At 74.0% G+C, this 17,365-nt stretch carries 14 protein-coding genes and 2 pseudogenes; 12 read left to right on the top strand and 4 right to left on the bottom strand.

Translation table 11 applies throughout. The features are described from left to right. Nucleotides 1–96: 96 nt before the first annotated feature. The 7 genes from ACF1AL_RS08270 to pcaD are packed head-to-tail and all read left to right on the top strand — an operon-like array spanning nucleotide 97 to nucleotide 6,538. Complete coding sequence (locus ACF1AL_RS08270; protein ID WP_366834748.1) at nucleotides 97–852, top strand: CoA transferase subunit A; 756 nt, start codon at nucleotides 97–99, stop codon at nucleotides 850–852. After that, complete coding sequence (locus ACF1AL_RS08265; RefSeq protein ID WP_391695662.1) at nucleotides 852–1,496, top strand: CoA transferase subunit B; 645 nt, start codon at nucleotides 852–854, stop codon at nucleotides 1,494–1,496. The genes ACF1AL_RS08270 and ACF1AL_RS08265 overlap by 1 nt, the downstream gene beginning before the upstream one ends. Continuing rightward, nucleotides 1,493–2,695: a thiolase family protein gene (locus ACF1AL_RS08260; protein WP_391818575.1), complete on the top strand. Its 1,203-nt coding sequence runs from the start codon at nucleotides 1,493–1,495 to the stop codon at nucleotides 2,693–2,695. Before ACF1AL_RS08265 ends, ACF1AL_RS08260 begins: the two co-directional genes overlap by 4 nt. An 8-nt stretch (nucleotides 2,696–2,703) precedes the next feature. Continuing rightward, the gene (gene pcaH, locus ACF1AL_RS08255) at nucleotides 2,704–3,477 is read left to right on the top strand and encodes a protocatechuate 3,4-dioxygenase subunit beta (protein ID WP_391825604.1); all 774 of its coding nucleotides are present in this window, start codon (nucleotides 2,704–2,706) and stop codon (nucleotides 3,475–3,477) included. Nucleotides 3,478–3,483: 6 nt separating this feature from the next. Then, nucleotides 3,484–4,086, top strand: coding sequence for a protocatechuate 3,4-dioxygenase subunit alpha (gene pcaG / locus ACF1AL_RS08250; protein WP_391695657.1), 603 nt, complete (start codon nucleotides 3,484–3,486; stop codon nucleotides 4,084–4,086). Further along, nucleotides 4,083–5,417, top strand: a complete 1,335-nt coding sequence (pcaB, locus tag ACF1AL_RS08245) for a 3-carboxy-cis,cis-muconate cycloisomerase (protein ID WP_391825603.1) — start codon at nucleotides 4,083–4,085, stop codon at nucleotides 5,415–5,417. The genes pcaG and pcaB overlap by 4 nt, the downstream gene beginning before the upstream one ends. Continuing rightward, the gene (gene pcaD / locus ACF1AL_RS08240) at nucleotides 5,414–6,538 is read left to right on the top strand and encodes a 3-oxoadipate enol-lactonase (RefSeq protein ID WP_391825602.1); all 1,125 of its coding nucleotides are present in this window, start codon (nucleotides 5,414–5,416) and stop codon (nucleotides 6,536–6,538) included. The genes pcaB and pcaD overlap by 4 nt, the downstream gene beginning before the upstream one ends. A gap of 218 nt (nucleotides 6,539–6,756) precedes the next feature. Here the strand turns inward: pcaD and ACF1AL_RS08235 are convergent, their stop codons facing one another. After that, a complete protein-coding gene (locus ACF1AL_RS08235) occupies nucleotides 6,757–9,450 on the bottom strand; it encodes an ATP-binding protein (RefSeq protein WP_391825601.1) in 2,694 nt (897 codons plus the stop codon). Nucleotides 9,451–9,714: 264 nt separating this feature from the next. Here ACF1AL_RS08235 and ACF1AL_RS08230 point away from each other — a divergent pair. The 3 genes and pseudogenes from ACF1AL_RS08230 to ACF1AL_RS08220 all read left to right on the top strand — a co-directional run. Further along, nucleotides 9,715–9,903: pseudogene (locus ACF1AL_RS08230) on the top strand (hypothetical protein); the annotation flags it as partial. A gap of 168 nt (nucleotides 9,904–10,071) precedes the next feature. Beyond that, nucleotides 10,072–10,242, top strand: a pseudogene (locus ACF1AL_RS08225) (DUF2510 domain-containing protein); the annotation flags it as partial. Nucleotides 10,243–10,614: 372 nt separating this feature from the next. Further along, nucleotides 10,615–11,499 carry a hypothetical protein gene (locus ACF1AL_RS08220; protein ID WP_391696259.1) on the top strand — a complete coding sequence of 295 codons (885 nt, stop codon included), beginning with the start codon at nucleotides 10,615–10,617 and terminating at the stop codon, nucleotides 11,497–11,499. Nucleotides 11,500–11,648: 149 nt separating this feature from the next. Here the strand turns inward: ACF1AL_RS08220 and ACF1AL_RS08215 are convergent, their stop codons facing one another. Then, nucleotides 11,649–12,263: a TetR/AcrR family transcriptional regulator C-terminal ligand-binding domain-containing protein gene (locus ACF1AL_RS08215; protein ID WP_366834740.1), complete on the bottom strand. Its 615-nt coding sequence runs from the start codon at nucleotides 12,261–12,263 to the stop codon at nucleotides 11,649–11,651. A 165-nt stretch (nucleotides 12,264–12,428) separates the two neighbouring features. On the opposite strand from ACF1AL_RS08215, the gene ACF1AL_RS08210 reads away from it, so the two are divergent. Both ACF1AL_RS08210 and ACF1AL_RS08205 read left to right on the top strand, forming a co-directional pair. Further along, a complete protein-coding gene (locus ACF1AL_RS08210; protein ID WP_386911560.1) occupies nucleotides 12,429–13,256 on the top strand; it encodes a phosphatase PAP2 family protein in 828 nt (275 codons plus the stop codon). Then, nucleotides 13,253–14,308 (top strand): hypothetical protein, encoded by a 1,056-nt coding sequence (locus ACF1AL_RS08205; protein ID WP_391695643.1) that lies wholly within the window; start codon nucleotides 13,253–13,255, stop codon nucleotides 14,306–14,308. Before ACF1AL_RS08210 ends, ACF1AL_RS08205 begins: the two co-directional genes overlap by 4 nt. Nucleotides 14,309–14,327: 19 nt before the next feature. Here ACF1AL_RS08205 and ACF1AL_RS08200 read toward each other — a convergent pair whose 3' ends face one another. Then, nucleotides 14,328–15,173: a phospholipid scramblase-related protein gene (locus ACF1AL_RS08200; RefSeq protein ID WP_386584815.1), complete on the bottom strand. Its 846-nt coding sequence runs from the start codon at nucleotides 15,171–15,173 to the stop codon at nucleotides 14,328–14,330. Between the two features lie 95 nt (nucleotides 15,174–15,268). Next, nucleotides 15,269–17,323, bottom strand: coding sequence for a phosphocholine-specific phospholipase C (locus ACF1AL_RS08195; RefSeq protein ID WP_391825600.1), 2,055 nt, complete (start codon nucleotides 17,321–17,323; stop codon nucleotides 15,269–15,271). Nucleotides 17,324–17,365: the final 42 nt, after the last annotated feature.

Genomic DNA, 17,365 nt, shown 5'->3' with positions numbered 1-17,365 from the left:
TCGACGCAGGTCTTGACGGTATTGAGGTCTCGGTGGCAGCGTGAGCGGCACCTCGCCGAAATACTCAGTGCGCTGACTAACTGGAAGGCTTCACGGATGGACAAGGTGGTCGCCTCGGCCCTGGAGGCGGTGGGTGACGTGCCCGACGGCGCGTCGCTCGCGGTCGGTGGGTTCGGGTTGAGCGGTGTGCCGAATGTGCTGATCCAGGCGCTGTACGAGCGTGGCGTCGGCGGCCTGAGCGTGGTGTCGAACAACTGCGGCGCGATGGACACCGGGCTGGCGGTCCTGCTGGCCGCGGGCCGCATCGCGCGGGTCACGGGCTCCTACATCGGGGCGAACAAGGAGTTCGCCCGGCAGTATCTGGCCGGTGAGCTGGAGGTGGAGCTGATCCCGCAGGGCACGCTGGCGGAGCGGCTGCGCGCGGGCGGTGCGGGGATCCCGGCGTTCTACACGCCGGCCGGGGTGGGCACGCAGGTCGCCGAGGGCGGTCTGCCGTGGCGCTACGACGGCTCGGGCAAGGTGGCGGTGGCCTCGCCGCCGAAGGAGGTCCGCGAGTTCGACGGCACGGAGTACGTGCTGGAGCGCGGCATCCGCACCGACTTCGCGCTGGTGCGGGCGGCGAAGGGCGACCGGCACGGGAATCTCGTGTTCAACAAGTCCACCCGCAACTTCAACCCGCTGGCGGCGATGGCCGGCAAGGTCACCGTCGCCGAGGTCGAGGAGCTGGTCGAGCCGGGCGCGCTGGACCCGGACGCGGTGCATGTGCCCGGCATCTTCGTGCAGCGGGTCGTGGCGCTGACCCCGGAGCAGGCGGCGGACAAGAAGATCGAGCAGCGGACGGTGAGCAGCTGATGGCCTGGACGCGTCAGGAGATGGCGGCGCGGGCCGCGCGCGAGCTGAAGGACGGCGAGTACGTCAACCTCGGCATCGGCCTGCCCACGCTGATCCCGAACCATCTGCCCGAGGGTGTGGAGGTCGTCCTCGAATCCGAGAACGGCATCCTCGGCACCGGCCCCTATCCCACCGAGGACGCCGTCGACCCGGACCTGATCAACGCGGGCAAGGAGACGGTCACCGTCCTGCCCGGGGCGTCCTTCTTCGACTCCGCGCTGTCGTTCGCGATGATCCGCGGCGGGCACATCGACGTGGCCGTGCTCGGCGCGATGCAGGTCTCCGAGAACGGCGATCTGGCGAACTGGGCGGTGCCCGGCAAGCTGGTGACCGGGATCGGCGGGGCGATGGACCTGGTGCACGGGGCCCGCCGGGTGATCGTGGTGATGACCCACACCGCCAAGGACGGCAGCTCCAAGCTGCTGAAGTCGTGCTCGCTGCCGCTGACCGGCAAGGCGTGTGTGAACCGCGTCATCACCGATCTCGGCGTCCTGGACGTGACACCGGACGGCCTGCGGTTGATCGAGGTGGCGCCGGGCGTGAGCGTCGAGGAGATCACCGCCCGGACCGACGCCCGGCTGACCGTCGCGGAGGAGCTGCTGTGAACAGCGTCTACATCGTCGATGCCGTACGCACGCCGTTCGGCCGGTACAACGGGGGCCTGGCCGCCGTCCGCCCGGACGACCTGGCCGCCCACGCCCTGCGTTCCCTGCTCGCCCGGACGCCCGCCCTCGACCCGGCCCGGATCGACGACGTCTACCTCGGCAACGCCAACGGCGCCGGCGAGGAGAACCGCAACGTCGCCCGCATGGCCGCCCTGCTCGCCGGTCTGCCCACCAGCGTGCCCGGGGTGACCGTCAACCGGCTGTGCGCCTCCGGTCTGGAAGCCGTCGTGCAGGCCGCCCGGGCCATCGCGGCCGGCGACGCCCACATCGCCGTGGCGGGCGGCGTGGAGTCGATGACCCGCGCCCCCTACGTCCTGCCCAAGAGCGACCGGCCCTTCCCCGCCGCCCACACCGAGCTGTACTCGACCACGCTCGGCTGGCGCATGGTCAACCCGGGGATGGACCCGCAGTGGACCGTTCCGCTCGGGGAGAGCGCGGAGCTGATCGCCGGCAAGCACAAGATCACCCGTGAGCAGCAGGACGCCTACGCCCTCGCCTCCCACCGCAAGGCCGCCGCGGCGCAGGCGGCGGGCCGCTTCGACGCCGAGCTCGCCCCCGTCCCGGTGCCGGCGCGCACGGGCGACCCGGTCGACTTCGCCGCCGACGAATGCGTACGCCCGGACGCCTCCCTGGAGGCGATGGCCAAGCTGAAGCCCTCCTTCCGCAAGGACGGGGGCACGGTGACGGCCGGCAACGCCTCCCCCCTCAACGACGGTGCCGCCGCCCTGCTTCTCACCGACGAGGAGGGCCTGAAGGCCACCGGCCGTGAACCGCTGGCCCGCGTCAGCGCCACCGGTCTGGCCGCGAACGACCCGCACTGGTTCGGCCTCGCCCCCGTCGAAGCCGTCCACCGCGCCCTGGCCAAGGCCGGCCGGACCTTCGGCGACCTGGACGTCCTCGAACTCAACGAGGCCTTCGCCGCGCAGGTCCTCGGCTGCCTCGCCGAATGGCCCGAGTTCGACCCGGCGGTCCTCAACCCGCAGGGCGGCGCGATCGCCCTCGGCCACCCCCTCGGCGCCTCCGGTGCCCGACTCGCCGGCACCGTCGCCCACCAACTCGCCCGCAAGGGATCCGGCACCGGCGTCGCCACCCTGTGCATCGGCGTCGGCCAGGGCCTCGCCCTCGTCCTGGAGCGTTAGGAACGGTCATGACTCTCACCCAGCACGACATCGACCAGGAGATCGCGGCCGAGCACGCCGCGTACGAGAAGCGGCTCGCCGACGGCGCGCCCGTGGAGCACCACCCGCGGCGCGACTACGCCCCCTACCGCTCCTCCGTCCTGCGGCACCCCGAGCAGCCGCCGATCACCATCGACGTGACCCAGGACCCGGAGCTGGTGGAGCTGCACTCCCCCGCCTTCGGCGAACGCGACATCACGGAGACCGACAACGACCTCACCCGGCAGCACACGGGTGAGCCGATCGGCGAGCGCATCACCGTCTCCGGCCGGCTGCTCGACCGGAACGGGCGCCCGGTGCGCGGCCAGCTCGTCGAGATCTGGCAGGCCAATTCGGCCGGCCGCTACGCGCACCAGCGCGAGCAGCACGACGCGCCGCTGGACCCGAACTTCACGGGCGTCGGCCGCACCCTCACCGACGCCGAGGGCCGCTACCACTTCACGACGATCCAGCCGGGCCCCTACCCGTGGCGCAACCACGTCAACGCATGGCGGCCCGCGCACATCCACTTCTCCCTGTTCGGGACGGCGTTCACGCAGCGGCTCGTGACGCAGATGTACTTCCCGAACGACCCGCTCTTCCCCTACGACCCGATCCTGCAGTCGGTGACCGACGACGCCGCCCGGCAGCGGCTGGTGGCCACCTACGACCACGGTCTGTCGGTGCCGGAGTTCTCCCTCGGCTACCGCTGGGACATCGTGCTGGACGGCCCGAACGCCACCTGGATCGAAGAAGGACGCTGAGGCGACATGACGCAGATCGACACCGGCCGCCCGGAGACCGTGCTGCCCACGCCGTCGCACACGGTCGGCCCCTTCTACGGCTACGCGCTGCCCTTCCGCGGCGGCGAGGAGATCGCCCCGCTGGGCCACCCGGACACCATCACCGTCCACGGCCACGTCCTCGACGGCGAGGGCGCGCCGCTGCCGGACGCCTTCGTGGAGTTGTGGGGCCCCGACCCGGACGGCAACGTCCCGCGGGTGGACGGCTCCATGCGGCGCGACCCGGCGACCGGCGGCCATCTGGGCCGCAACGGCGTGGAGTTCACCGGCTGGGGGCGGATGCAGACCGACGCGAGCGGCCACTGGTACGCGCGCACGCTGCGGCCCGGCGCCCGCGGGCGCAGCGCGCCGTATCTGAGCGCGTGCGTGTTCGCCCGGGGTCTGCTGGTGCACCTGTTCACCCGGATCTACCTGCCCGGCGACGACGCGGCCCTGGCCGCCGACCCGCTGCTGGCCCGGGTGGGCGACCGGCGCGACACGCTGATCGCCCGGGAGGAGCGGAGCGGCACGTACCGTTTCGACATCCGCCTTCAGGGCGAAGGCGAGACGGTCTTCCTGGAGTTCCAGTGACATCCGAGGCAACGGACACCGGCCTGCTCGCCCCCGGGTGGGCCGGCTCCCCGGCGGCCGCGGCGACGAGCGACGCCGCGTTCCTGCGCGCGCTGCTCGACGCCGAGGCCGCCCTCACCCGCGCCCAGGCCGCCCTCGGGCTCGCCCCGCGGGCGGCCGCGGACGCGGTCACCGAGGCGGCGGCCGACCCGCGCGGCTTCGACCTCGCCTCGCTGGCCGAGCGGGCGCGGGGCGGCGGCAATCCGGTGATCCCGCTGGTCGCCGATCTGACGCGGGCGGTCGGCGAGGAGTACGGCCCCTACGTGCACCGGGGCGCGACCAGCCAGGACATCATGGACACCGCCGCGATGCTGGTCGTCGCGCGCACCCTCGGCCCGGTCCTCGCCGACCTGGCCCGCACCGAGCGGGCGCTGGCCCGGCTCGCGGCGGACCACCGCGACACGCCGATGCCGGGACGGACGCTCACCCAGCACGCCGTACCCACGACGTTCGGGCTGAAGGCGGCCGGGTGGCGGTCGCTGGTGCTCGACGCCCGGGACCGGGTGACGGCCGTACGGGACGCGCTGCCCGCCCAACTCGGCGGCGCGGCCGGGACGCTGGCCGCCTTCACGGCGTACGGCGCCGAGGACCCGACCGCGCTCGCGGCCCGGTACGCGCACGAACTCGGGCTCGCCGCACCGTCGTTGCCGTGGCACACGCTGCGCACACCGGTCGCCGACCTCGCCGGCTGCCTGGCCTTCACGGCCGGCGCGCTGGGCAAGGCGGCCGTGGACGTGCTCACCCTGTCCCGCACCGAGATCGCCGAGGTGGCGGAGGGCAGCGGCGGCGGCTCGTCGGCCATGCCGCACAAGGCCAACCCGGTCCGCGCCACGCTGATCGCGTCCGCCGCCCGCCGCGCCCCGCAGCTCGCGGCGACGCTGTACGGCGCGATGGCCGCCGAGGACGAACGGCCGGCCGGGGCCTGGCACGCCGAGTGGGAACCGCTGCGGGAGCTGCTGCGGCTGGTGGGCGGCGCGGCCCGCGACGCCGCCGAGCTGGCGGAGAACCTGCGTGTGGCCCCGGACGCCATGCGCGCCCACCTCGGCCTGACCCACGGTCTGATCGTCTCCGAGCGGTTGTCGGCGCAGCTGGCCCCGCTGCTCGGCCGCGCCCGCGCCAAGGAGCTGCTCACCGCGCTCGCCCGGCGTGCCACCGCCGAGAACCGTTCCCTCGGCGACCTCCTCGCCGAACAGGACGAGCTGAAGGACGCCGACCTCGACGAGCTGACCGACCCCACCCGCTACACCGGCTCCGCCGGAGCCCTCACCGACCGTGCGCTGGAGCGACGTTGACCGAGAAACTCCTCAACCACCGTGCCGAAGGGCCCGATTCCGCTCCCCCGCTGCTGCTCGGACCCTCCCTCGGCACGTCGTACGCCCTGTGGGACGCCGTCGCGCCGGAGCTGTCCACGAGCCACCGGGTGGTGCGCTGGGACCTGCCCGGCCACGGCGGCTCCGCCGCCGGCCTGATCGGGCCCGGCGCCACCGTCGGCGATCTCGCCGATCTGGTGCTGGCGCTCGTCGACTCCCTCGGCATCGAGCGGTTCGCCTACGCCGGTGTGTCGCTGGGCGGCGCGGTCGGACTGCACCTGGCCGTGCACCACCCCGAACGGATCTCCTCGCTCGCCGTGATCTGCTCCTCCGCGCACTTCAACGGCGCGGGGCCGTGGCAGGAGCGGGCCGAGCAGGTGCGGCGCGAGGGCCTGGACCGGCTGGTGCGAAGCGCCGACGCCCGCTGGTTCACGCCCGGGTTCACCGTGCCGCGCCTGGTCCGCGACCAGGCGGAGGCCGACCCGGAGGCGTACGCCGCGTGCTGCGACGCGCTGGCCGCGTTCGACATCACCGGCCGGCTCGCCCGGATCACCGCGCCGACGCTGCTGATCGCCGGCCGCGAGGACCCGGCGACGCCGCCCGCGCATCTGCGGGAGATCGCGGACGCGGTGCCGGGCTCCACGCTGGTGGAGTTGCCGGGTGCCTCGCACCTGGCGCCCGCGCAGTGCCCGCAGGCGGTGCTCACGGCGCTGCGCGCCCACCTCGGCGGCGGGGCCGGGCTCGGCATGGCGGTACGCCGGGAGGTGCTCGGTGACGCGCACGTGGACCGGGCGCAGCGGCGGCAGACGCCGTTCACGGCACGGTTCCAGGACTTCATCTCCCGCTACGCCTGGGGCGAGATATGGACCGATCCGACGCTGACCCGCCGCGAACGCAGCATGATCACGCTGACCGCGCTGGTGGCGCACGGCCACTACGACGAGCTGGCCATGCATGTGCGGGCGGCGCGGCGCAACGGGCTCACCCCGGAGGAGATCGGCGCCGTCCTGCTGCAGACGGCCGTGTACTGCGGGGTGCCGGCCGCGAACTCGGCGTTCGCGACGGCCCAGCGGGTCCTGGCGGAGGAGGACACCACCGGCTGAGCGCGCGATGCGGGTGGCTTCGGCACAGTTCCGCCGGCCCCTTCAAGGGGCACGGGGAACGGCTTCAAGGGGCGCGGGGAACGGCGCGAACGGGGGTCCGGGGGCGGAGCCCCCGGGGACGGGACGGGCAGGGGCGGCGGGGGCGAAACTCCCCAGGCACGCCGCGCCGCCCAGGAGCCGGGCTCGCTCACGCCGGGACGCCCCCGTACCGCCCGCCCCTAGGACGTCACCCGGCTCAGCCCGCGGACCGTCTCCAGCTCCCGCGTCGCCCGCTCGGCCAGCCCGTCCGCGCCGCAGGAGCGGGCCAGCTCCAGGCCGCGTTCCAGCTCGTCCCCGGAGCGGGCCAGGATGCCGTACTCGACGCGGGCGGCGGCGTGCTCGTACTGGGCCGGTGAGGCCTCCAGCCGCGTGACGGCCTGCGCGGCCAGGTCGACCGCGCGCCGGCCGGTCTCCAGGGCGGCGGCGCAGCGCAGGGCCTCGCCGATGGCGGTGTCGGTGCCGAACCGCTCGGCGTGCCGGCGGGCGTCGGCGGCGAGCCGGGCCGCGCGGGCCGGGTCCTCGGCCGCCAGCGCGCGGGCGAGGTCGCCCGCCCAGGGCACCATCACGGGATTGTGGTGGCCGCGCACGGCGGCCGCCTTCTCGGCGGCCTCCAGTTCGTTGACGCCCTCCTTGGTGCGGCCGACGGCCAGCAGCAGCCGGCCGCGCAGGGAACGCGGGTCGGGCAGCACGATGGTGGACGGGTAGGGCGGCGCGAAGCCGTACTGCTCGGCGACGGACCAGGCCTCCCCGACGTGACCGCGGGCGAGCAGCGTGTCGACCAGGTTGCAGGTGGCCGACCAGTACAGGGGCAGTCCGCGGCCGACGCGTTCGGCGAGCCGCAGCGCCTGGCGCAGGGACGCCTCCGCCTCCCGCAGCCGGCCGCGCCGGCGGTGCCCGAAGCCGACGTAGGCGTGCGCGAGGGCGAGATGGCCGCCGCTCCAGCCGGCGGACTCGTAGGCGCGCAGGGCGTCGGTGTAGAGGGTCTCGGCACGGTCGAGCCGGTCGGTGTAGGCGTACGCGCCGGCGAGCATCATCAGCAGTTCGATGCCCCACTCGGTGTCGGTCCAGCCGAGTCCGTCGGCGAGACGGCCGTTGACGAGGGCGCGGTCGCACAGCTCGACGACCTCCTCGGCGTTCTCGCCGCGCGTCATGGCGTCGAAGCCGCGCAGGATGAGCAGGGCGCGCTCGGAGTTGTCGCGCCCGGTGCAGGTGCGGGCGAGGGCGGCGAGCCGCTCGGAGCGGCCGGGCGCCGGCGCCTCACCGGCGTAGATGCCCTCCCACATGTACTGCACGGCCTGCAGGCGCAGCCGGGCCGGTCCGTCCGGGAGCCGGGCGGCCTCCGCCTCGACGGTGCGGACGGCCTGCTCCAGCTGGTCGTTGTGGAGCAGCGCCTGCGACAGGCGTACGACGGCGTCCACGCGGACGTCCTCGCCGAGGCCCGGCAGGGCGAGGGCCTCGCGCAGATGGCCGATGGTCTTCGCGGGCGCGGTGAGCAGGCTGGCGCAGCCGAGTTCGTACAGCACCAGCGCCCGTACCTCCGGCAGCGGCGGCTCCTGCAGGGCACGTTCCAGGCAGCGGCGGGCGGCGTCGGGGGCGCCGACGGCGAGGTGTTCGCGGGCGGCCTCGCGCAGTTGGTCGACCAGTTCCTCGTCGTCGTCCGGGTGGACCTGGAGCAGATGCCGGGAGGCGGCCGCGGGGCCGAGGCCCAGGTCGGTGACGAGCTGGGCGGCGATGCCGTGCATGGCGCGGCGCAGGGCGTCGGGGATGGAGTTGTAGACGGCGGTGGCGATCAGCGGGTGGACGAACTCCAGGGCGTCCGCGTCCACGGGGCCGGCGGCCGGGTCGGGGCTGGTGAGGATGCGGGCGCTCTTGAGGAGTTCGGCGCTGCGCAGGGCCTCCTCCCGCCTCATCGTCGCGAGCCGGCCCACCAGGTCGACGGTGATCGCGTCGCCGAGGATGGCGGCGGCCCAGGCGAACCGGGTGGCGTCTATGCCGAGTTGTTCCAGGCGGGCGACCAGGCCGCCGCCGCGGGCGGAGCGGTTGAGGTCGCGCAGTTCGGCGGCGGAGGACTCGGTGGGCGACAGCTCGCTGTCGCGGACCTTGGCGAGGAGTTCGACCGTGTCGTACGGATTGCCGCCGGTGACCGCCCACACCTCGCGGCAGAAGGGGGCGTCCGCGTGCGGGCCGAGGGCGGCTCGGGTGAGGCCGGCCACCGCCTCGGGGGTGAGGGCGCTGAGTTCGGTGGCGGGGCGTCCGGCGGCGGCGACGTCCTCCAGCAGCCGGGCGCTCTCCCCGCCGACCTCGCCGGGACGGCGGGCGACGACCACCAGGACGGGCAGGTCGTCGAGGCGCTCGGTGAACGCGGCGAGCCAGCGCAGGGTCTCCTGGTCGGCCCAGTGGGCGTCGTCGATGAGCAGCACCAGCGGCCAGTCGCGGGCGGCGAGGCGGCGCACGGCGACGACGAGCCCGTCGTACACGCCCTGCGGGTCGGCCTGCCGCTCCCCCGGCTCCGCTATGCCGAGGGCGGGCCCGGCGATGTCGTACCAGTCGCCGAGGTAGTCGCGGGCCTCCTCCGGGAGCATGGACACCAGCGCGGGCTGCAGCAGTTGCCGGACGACGTTGAACGGGACGGACCGCAGGGTCTCGCCGCCGCGGGCGGACCACACGGTGCAGCCGCGGGCCTCCGCGATCCGGCGGGTCTCGGCCAGCAGCGCGGTCTTGCCCAGCCCGGCCTCGCCCTGGAACACCAGCAGGGTGCCGGAGGACGTCTGGTCCGTGCACAGGGCGTCGACCGCCCGTGCGACGGCGGCGACTTCCTCGTCGCGCTCCCACAGGGAAGCCGAGGCGGCCGCCGTGGGCCGTACCTCCGTCATCCCGCTACCTCCCCAAGTCGCCCGAACGACGTACGACGTCGAGCCTAGCCCCCTCCGCGCTCGGGCGGTGGTCCGTCGTCCCAGGTCTTGCCGCGAAGGGTGAAAGGGGGTAGTGGGGGCCGCCACGGCGTGCCTGCGGCGCGGGACGGGGGCGTCAACCGGAGAACGGCCGCAGGAAATTGACGACGGATCGGCCGGGGCTTGACCCGGTGGGGGCGTCGTCTGCGGCTGCCGGGGCGGGTCGCGTGCCCCGTTCCGGGACGGATGCGGGGGTGGTGCCGGGACGGGGCGCCGGGTACCGGTCCAGGACGGTTCCAAAGGCGGCCCGGGTCCGGGAGACGGCCCGGTCCCGGATGCGGCCCGGTCCGGATGGGGCGCGGGTGCCGGATACGGCCCGGGTGCCGGATACGGCCCGGGTGCCGGATACGGCCCGGGTGCCGGATACGGCCCGGGTGCCGGATACGGCCCGGGTGCCGGATGCGGCCCGGGTCCCCAATCCCCAGGCGGTCCGGGCCCGGTTGGCTCGTCCCGGGGTCGGACCCCGGTTCGGGACCGGTGCGGCGGTGCCGTTCGCGGTGGGGCTCTCATCCGGCTTTCACGCTCGGCTCATACGGTGGGGGCATGACGCAGGTGACTCCTCCCGGGTGGTACCCCGACCCCGGGCAGACAAGTGACGGTCCCGCCACCGAGCGCTGGTGGGACGGCCGGGCCTGGACGGACCGGATCCGCCCGGCGGGGACGGCGGCCGTGTGGGGTCCCCCGGCCGGTCGGCCGGGGCCACCGCACGAGCCCGGACGCACCGAGCAGACCGAGCACGGCGGTCAGGCCGGGCACGGCGAGCGCGCCGAGCACGGCGAGCGCGCCGAGCAGGGCGAGCGCGCCGAGCGGGCCGGGCACGGCGAGCCGGCCGAGCCGTCCGGGGAGGCCGACTTGGCCGGGCAGGCCGATCGGGTCGGGCAGGCCGAGCCGACCGCGCAAGCGGAGCAGACCGGGCAGACCGAGCAGACCGAGCAGGCCGAGCAGTCCGGGCAGGCAGCCCAGAGCGACCAGGTCACGCAGACCGATCAGCCGCTACAGCCCGGCCCCACCGGTCACCCGGCTTACCCGGGCCACCCGAGCCAGCCGGGGCAGGCGGGGCAGCCGGGCCAGCCAGGTCAACCGGGCCTGCCGAGCCAGCCGGGGCATCCCGGTCAGCCGGCCTACCCGGTGTATTCCGCCTACGCCGCGCCCGTGTATCCCCCGCACCCGGGGTATCCGGGGCAGCCGCCCGCGCGGCGGGGGCGGTGGGGGGTGCGGGTCGGGGTGGCCGTCGTCGCGGCGGTGGCCGTGCTGGCCTGCATCGGCGTCGGGGTGTACGCCCTGACCAAGGACGACGGCCACGACCGCACCACGGCCGGGGCGCAGCGGGGCCCCGAGGGCCGGGACGGACGCGGCCAGGGCCCCGGCGACGGCGGTCCCGGCGAGGGCGGTCCGGGAAGCGGCGGCCAGGCGTCCCCCGCGCCGAGCGAGGCGCCGAAGATCGACAGCGGGTCGGCGACGGACGCGGCGAGCGGCATCAGCCTGCCCATCCCGGACGGCTGGTACGGCCAGGAGTTCGGCGCCGGCGCGGCCGTGACCTCGGACTCGTCCTACCCGTGCCCCGGCGCGGCCTCCCAGACCTGCACCAAGGGCGGCGCGTACGCGGCGCCGGCCACGCTGCTGGGCGTGCGCGGCACCACCGCGGAGGAGGTGGCGAAGGCGGACATCGCGGGGAACGCGGAGCAGTCCTACGGCGGTGCCACCTACGGAGCGATCACCTCGCACCAGGTGCTGGCGTCGAAGGCGGTCACGGTGGCCGGGCAGAAGGGCTATCTGGTGCGCTGGAAGGCGGTCACCGGCAAGGGGGCCGACGGTGTGGTCGAGTCGCTGGCGTTCCCGTCCCCGGCCAGTCCCCGCATGATCGTCCTGGTGCGTTTCGGCGTGGACGCCGACCAGGACGTCGCCGTGATCGACCGGATCACCCAGGGCATCCGTCAGGCGAGCGGCGGGGGCAGCGGGCAGAACGTCTGACGCCGGCCGCGCCGCGGAATGCGGCCGGGTGGGACCCCCCTCCGCTCAAGAGGGATCCCACCCGGCCGGGGGGTGCGCGCCGCCCCCGTCCCCACGGTGCGGCGCGGTCAGGTCACCGTCCAGTCATCCCGTGGACGGCGGCCTGAGTCTCAGGTGAGGCCGAGTGCCGGGAGCACCACGGCCTCCACGAACCGGAGCAGGTAGTCGGAGTCGGCGTACTGCCCGTCGATGACGGGCCGCACTCGCAGGACCCCGTACAGCTGGACCGGGACGAACTCCAGCGCCGGATGGTCCGCGGGGATCTCACCGCGTTCGACGCCCCGGCGCAGGATGGCGCGCAGCGCCTCCATCTCCGGCTCGACGAGCGCCTCGCGCAGCGCCTTGCGCAGTTCCTCGTCCTGCATCACCGCGTGCCCCAGGGCCTGGAGCAGGCTGGTGTCGCGGCCCGACCAGGCGCCGGCCTGCCGGGCCGACTCGCGCAGGTCCTCGGCGAGCGAGCCGGTGTCGATGCCGGCGAAGCGGCAGGCGCGGCTGGAGCGCAGCGCCGCCGCCACGAACTGCGGCTTGGTCTTCCACTGCCGGTACAGCGTCGACTTGCTGCACCGGGTGCTGGCGGCGACGCCCTCCATGGTCACGGCGTCGTACCCGCACGCGCGGATCTGGTCGAGGACGGCGTCGAAGAACTCCTGCTCGCGCTCGGGCGTGAGCTTGGAGCGGCGCGACGCGGCGGCCGTCTCCGGTCCGTCCGCGGCCTGCGACGTCATCGGTGCTTCACCTCGCTGGGATCCGTGGGGCGCTGTGTCCAGTGTCTCGTACCTCAATCGATACGCCAGTGTACCGGTACTCGACCGTATCGGTACACTGGCGTATCGGTACGCAATCGTATCGATGAGAACCACCGCACCGTACGTCAGCGAGGGGGCCGGGGGATGAACGCCCGCACCGAGCCTGAAGAAGCCGAGGAACCGGAGGAATCCGAGCCGGACGCGACCGCCGGCCGGACCGCCCGTCCGCCGCTCCTGCGCGAGCTGCTGCTCGTCGCGGGGCTGTTCCTCGTGTACAAGTTCGGCCGGCAGCTGGCCACCGGCCACACCGGCGAGGCCTTTCGCGACGCCCACCACGTCTGGGACCTGGAGCGGACCCTGCACCTGCCCGGCGAGGGCGGCGTGCAGTCGCTGCTGCTGCACGGTGACACGCTGGTCCACGTCGCGAACACCTACTACGCGACCGTCCACTTCCCCGTCACGGCCGGCTTCCTGATCTGGCTGTACCTGCGCCGCCCGGCGCACTACGTCTGGGCCCGCCGGGTGCTGGCCGTCGTCACGGCCGCCGCGCTGGTGCTGCATCTCACGTTCCCGCTCGCCCCGCCGCGGATGCTCGCCGGGACCGGGCTGATCGACACCGCGCGCGTGTACGGCCCGTCGGTGTACGGCCCCCCGCAGGCCGACCACCTGTCCAACCAGTTCGCGGCGATGCCGTCCCTGCACTTCGGCTGGGCGCTGATGGTGGCGATCGGCCTCATAGCGGCGACCCGGTCCCGCCGGCGCTGGCTGTGGCTGGCGCACCCGGCGCTCACCCTGCTGGTGATCGTCGGCACCGCCAACCACTACTGGCTGGACGCCCTCGTCGCGACCGCCCTGCTCGGCGTCACCCTCGCGGTGATCCACCCGCCGCACCGGTCGAGGACGACCGCCGGCCGCGGAAGCGAGAAGCTGCTGCCGGTGGACGAGCGCGAACTGGTGGGGGCGGCCCGATGAACGCCGCCCTGCTCGCCGTGGTCCTCTCCCTGTTCTCCGCCGTCGCCTACGCGTCCGCGGCCGTCGCCCAGGAGCGGCTCGCCGCGCGCTCGTCCGGCGCCGGGCTGCTGCACATGCTGGGCAGCGGCGCCTGGTGGTGGTCCGTGCTGCTGAACGCCGGCGCCGCGCTGCTGCACGTCGTCGCGCTGAAGTACGGCCCGCTGACCGTGGTGCAGCCGCTCGGCGCGCTCACCCTCGTGGCGGCCGTGCCGCTCGGGGCGCGGATGGCGGGGCGCCGGGTCAGCGCGATCGAGTGGCGGGGCACCGGGTTCACGCTGCTCGGGCTGGGCGCGATCCTCGTCACCGCCTCGGGTCCCGCGCCCGAGGACGTGCTGAGCGTCCCTGAGGCGCTGGTCGTCGCGGGGGCGACGGCGGCGCTGATCGGCAGCCTGTCGTGGCCGGGCGCGCGGCCGGGCCTGCGGCACGCGACGGCGTCCGGAGTGGCCTCCGGTGTGGCGTCGGCGCTCACCCAGACGGTCACCGTGGCCGCCACCGACCACACCGGTCCGCTGCTGAGCGTGCAGGTGATCGGTGTCGCGGTGCTGGTCGCGGCGTTCGCGACGGGCGGGCTGCTGCTGTCGCAGACCGCCTACCGGGGCGGCCTCGGCGCCCCGCTCGCCGTGGTGACGCTGGCCAATCCGGTGGCCGCCGCGGTGATCGGCGTGGCCCTGCTCGGCGAACGGCTCCAGGGCGGCGTCCTCGGCGTGCTGCTGGCCCTGGCGGGCACGGCCTGCGCGGCGTGGGGCGTGGTGCTGCTGTCCCGCGTGACGCCGGGGCCAGCGCAGGAGACCACGCCGGTGCCGGAATCCACGCCAGTACCGGAATCCGCCCCGGCACCAAAAGCGCGGCCGGAGTCCATGCCGGCACCGGAGCACACGTCCACACCGGTGCCGCAGCCCGCGCCCGTACCGGTCCCCGACGAGCAGCACCCCGTGGCCGCCGTCCTCGCGCTGGAGGCGCAAGCGGCGGTGCCCCGGCCGACGAGCGAACCGGGGCACCTGAGCGTGCTGTGAGGCGATGACGCCCGTGGTCTCAGCCGAGGCCGCGGGCGTCCTGCTTCAGGGCCGTGTCCACGGTCAGGGCCGTGGCGACGACCAGGCTCAGCAGCGGGTCGGGCAGCTGGTAGTGGATCTGCAGGACGTAGTTGTCCGCGGTGGTGAACATCGTCTTGGCGAGGCCTTCCCAGGTCTTGGTGATCCGGGCGACCTCGTTGTCCGCGTGGTCGACGATGGCGAAGTTCCACGCCCGCCAGTTCTCCGCCTTGATGGCGCCGACCTGCTGGCCGTTCACCATCATCGCGAAGTTGATCTTCCCGAAGACGTTCTGCTGGACGATCTCACCGACCGGCGTGCCGTCCGGGCGCTCGACGATCACCCGCGACTTGAAGATCTTGCCCGGACGGGTCAGCAGCAGCACCGGCTGCCCGTAGGCGTCGCGGATCTCCAGCTTGACCTTCATGAACTGGTCGATGCTGTAGAGGAACCGCACGATCTTGCGCAGCATGCTCTGGCCGACCTGGACGACCGCGCCGATCTCGCGGCCGTGCTGGTCCATGACCTTGTACTCGTTGGTCAGCTCGATGAGCTTGGCCTTCTGGTTCACCACCAGGACCGGCTCGGAGAAGAGGGTCCCCCCGCCGGCGCCGCCCCCGGCGACGCCCGCCTGCTGCTGCACCTGGCGCTGGACGCGCGGGTCGGGTCCGGCCGGCTGCGCCGGCACGTGCGGTGCGGCCGGTGCCTGTACCGCGGTCTGGGCCTGGCCCTGCTGGTCGGCGTGGGTGTGCTCGGTCCACTGGGTGCCGTCCCAGTACCGCAGGGTCTGGGCCGCTCCGTGCGGATCCGGGTACCACCCTGCAGGTGTGTTCGATTGCGTGGTCACCGGGGCACACTATCGCGCACCGGCCGGAAGACAACCGTCGCCCGGAACGCCCGGTACGGGCGCCCGGTGCCGGGCGCCCGTGGTCCGACGGACCGTCAGACGGTGGCGAGGGCGGGGTCGCTCACGCCGGGAAGGCCGTTCTCGACATGTCCGGCGAACCGCCGCAGATAGGTCGCATCGCCGTCGGCCGTCACGGTCAGGTCGTACCAGCGCCGGCTCACCGCGAGGTCGACGAGCTGCTTCACGGTGGCGCCCGGCCGCACGCTCACCGACCGCTTGCCGCCGCCGTAGCCGTCGGTGACGGTGAGCCGGGACGTGCCCGAGCCGGAGTTGGTGAAGGTGAGCTCCACGTCGTCGCCGCTGTGCCGGGCGGTGACCTCGGGGCCGGCGACCTTGTTGCGGCCCTTGAAGACGCGCAGGAAGCCGTTCGGCCCGTGCACGGTGAGGTCGTAGGAGCCGCCCGAGTACACCGAGTTCCAGGTGTCCGCCAGGGACTTCCCGGCCTCGGTGGTGTACGTCCAGGGGCCGTCGGTGCGGTTGCCGGAGGTCACGAGGAAGGCCGCGCCGGCGGTGGCGCCGGAGGCGAAGGTCAGGGTGAACTTCCCGGCCTTGGCGTCGACCGAGCCGTCCACGGCCGGGTTGTACTTCAGCGGGCGGGCCGGCCGCAGGCCGCGCTCCTGCTGGGGCAGCGCCCCGGTGGCGGGCGGGGTGGGCTTGTAGTCGGGGTGGCGCAGCCGGTCCGGCGGCTCGTAGCCCGCCGTGTCCGGCAGGCTGACGGGAGTGGTGTCCTTGGCGGAGAAGTCGAAGGCGGAGGTCAGGTCGCCGCAGACGGCCCGCCGCCAGGGCGAGATGTTCGGCTCGCGCACCCCGAAGCGGTTCTCGATGAACCGGATGATGGAGGTGTGGTCCAGCGTCTCGGAGCAGACGTAGCCGCCCTTGCTCCAGGGGGAGACCACCAGCATGGGCACGCGCTGCCCGAGGCCGTAGGGGCCGGCGACATGGCTCGCGTCGCCCTTGAAGACGTCGAGGGAGGTGTCGACGGTCGACTTGCCCTGGGCGGCGGAGCCGGGCGGGAACGGCGGTATCAGGTGGTCGAAGAAGCCGTCGTTCTCGTCGTAGGTGATGAACAGCGCGGTCTTCGCCCACACGTCCGGGTTGGAGGTGAGGGCGTCCAGGACCTGGGCGACGTACCAGGCGCCGTAGTTGGCCGGCCAGTTCGGGTGCTCGGTGAACGCCTCGGGGGCGACGATCCAGGACACCTGGGGCAGCCTTCCGGCGGCCACGTCGGCCTTGAGCTGGTCGAAGTAGCCCTCGCCCTTGCGGTAGTCGGTGCCGGTGCGGGCCTTGTCGTACAGCGGGTCGCCCGGCTGGGCGGTGCGGTACTGGTTGAAGTAGAGCAGCGAGTTGTCGCCGTAGTTGCCGCGGTAGGCGTCCGAGATCCAGCCCCAGCCGCCGTTCGCGTCGAGGCCGTCGCCGACGTCCTGGTAGATCTTCCAGGACACCCCGGCCTCCTCCAGGCGTTCGGGGTACGTCGTCCAGCCGTAGCCCTTCTCGTCGTTGCCGAGGACGGGACCGCCGCCGGTGCCGTCGTTGCCGACGTAGCCGCTCCACATGTAGTAGCGGTTGGGGTCGGTGGAGCCGATGAAGGAGCAGTGGTAGGCGTCGCAGATGGTGAAGGCGTCGGCGAGCGCGTAGTGGAAGGGGATGTCGTCGCGGGTCAGGTACGCCATGGTGGTGGAGCCCTTGGAGGGCACCCACTTGTCGTACTTCCCCCCGTCGAAGGCGGCGTGTCCGTCGTTCCAGCCGTGCGGGAGGTCCTGGAGGAAGGCCATGCCCAGGTCGTCGGCGTCCGGGTGGAAGGGGAGGATGTCCTTGGTGCCGTCGGACTGGTACCAGACGGACTTGGCGCCGGGCCGGGTGGTGACCGGGCGCGGGTCGCCGAAGCCGCGGACGCCTCTGAGGGCGCCGAAGTAGTGGTCGAAGGACCGGTTCTCCTGCATCAGGACGACGATGTGCTCGACGTCCTCGACGGAGGCCGTGCGGTGGTTGGCCGGGAGGGCCGCGGCGCGCTGGATGCTCGCGGAGAGAGCGGTGAACGCCGTGGTGGCGCCCGCGAGTTGGAGGAAGCGACGCCGGTTCACTTCGGGCATGGGGGACAGACCTCTCGTCGTGGCGGCGGCAACTCGCCGGTG

This window comes from Streptomyces sp. NPDC014801 (assembly GCF_043082085.1).
Taxonomy (GTDB): domain Bacteria; phylum Actinomycetota; class Actinomycetes; order Streptomycetales; family Streptomycetaceae; genus Streptomyces.
The sequence above is the reverse complement of the archived record's forward strand: the minus strand, read 5'-3'. Positions and strand labels throughout refer to the sequence as shown.

What these genes read in the sequence shown, in the direction of transcription:
- ACF1AL_RS08270 (WP_366834748.1), top strand. Translation starts at nt 97, where the DNA reads ATGGACAAGGTGGTCGCCTCGGCCCTGGAGGCGGTGGGTGACGTGCCC.
- ACF1AL_RS08265 (WP_391695662.1), top strand. Translation starts at nt 852, where the DNA reads ATGGCCTGGACGCGTCAGGAGATGGCGGCGCGGGCCGCGCGCGAGCTG.
- pcaH (WP_391825604.1), top strand. Translation starts at nt 2,704, where the DNA reads ATGACTCTCACCCAGCACGACATCGACCAGGAGATCGCGGCCGAGCAC.
- pcaG (WP_391695657.1), top strand. Translation starts at nt 3,484, where the DNA reads ATGACGCAGATCGACACCGGCCGCCCGGAGACCGTGCTGCCCACGCCG.
- ACF1AL_RS08235 (WP_391825601.1), bottom strand. Translation starts at nt 9,450, where the DNA reads ATGACGGAGGTACGGCCCACGGCGGCCGCCTCGGCTTCCCTGTGGGAG.
- ACF1AL_RS08215 (WP_366834740.1), bottom strand. Translation starts at nt 12,263, where the DNA reads ATGACGTCGCAGGCCGCGGACGGACCGGAGACGGCCGCCGCGTCGCGC.
- ACF1AL_RS08210 (WP_386911560.1), top strand. Translation starts at nt 12,429, where the DNA reads ATGAACGCCCGCACCGAGCCTGAAGAAGCCGAGGAACCGGAGGAATCC.
- ACF1AL_RS08205 (WP_391695643.1), top strand. Translation starts at nt 13,253, where the DNA reads ATGAACGCCGCCCTGCTCGCCGTGGTCCTCTCCCTGTTCTCCGCCGTC.
- ACF1AL_RS08195 (WP_391825600.1), bottom strand. Translation starts at nt 17,323, where the DNA reads ATGCCCGAAGTGAACCGGCGTCGCTTCCTCCAACTCGCGGGCGCCACC.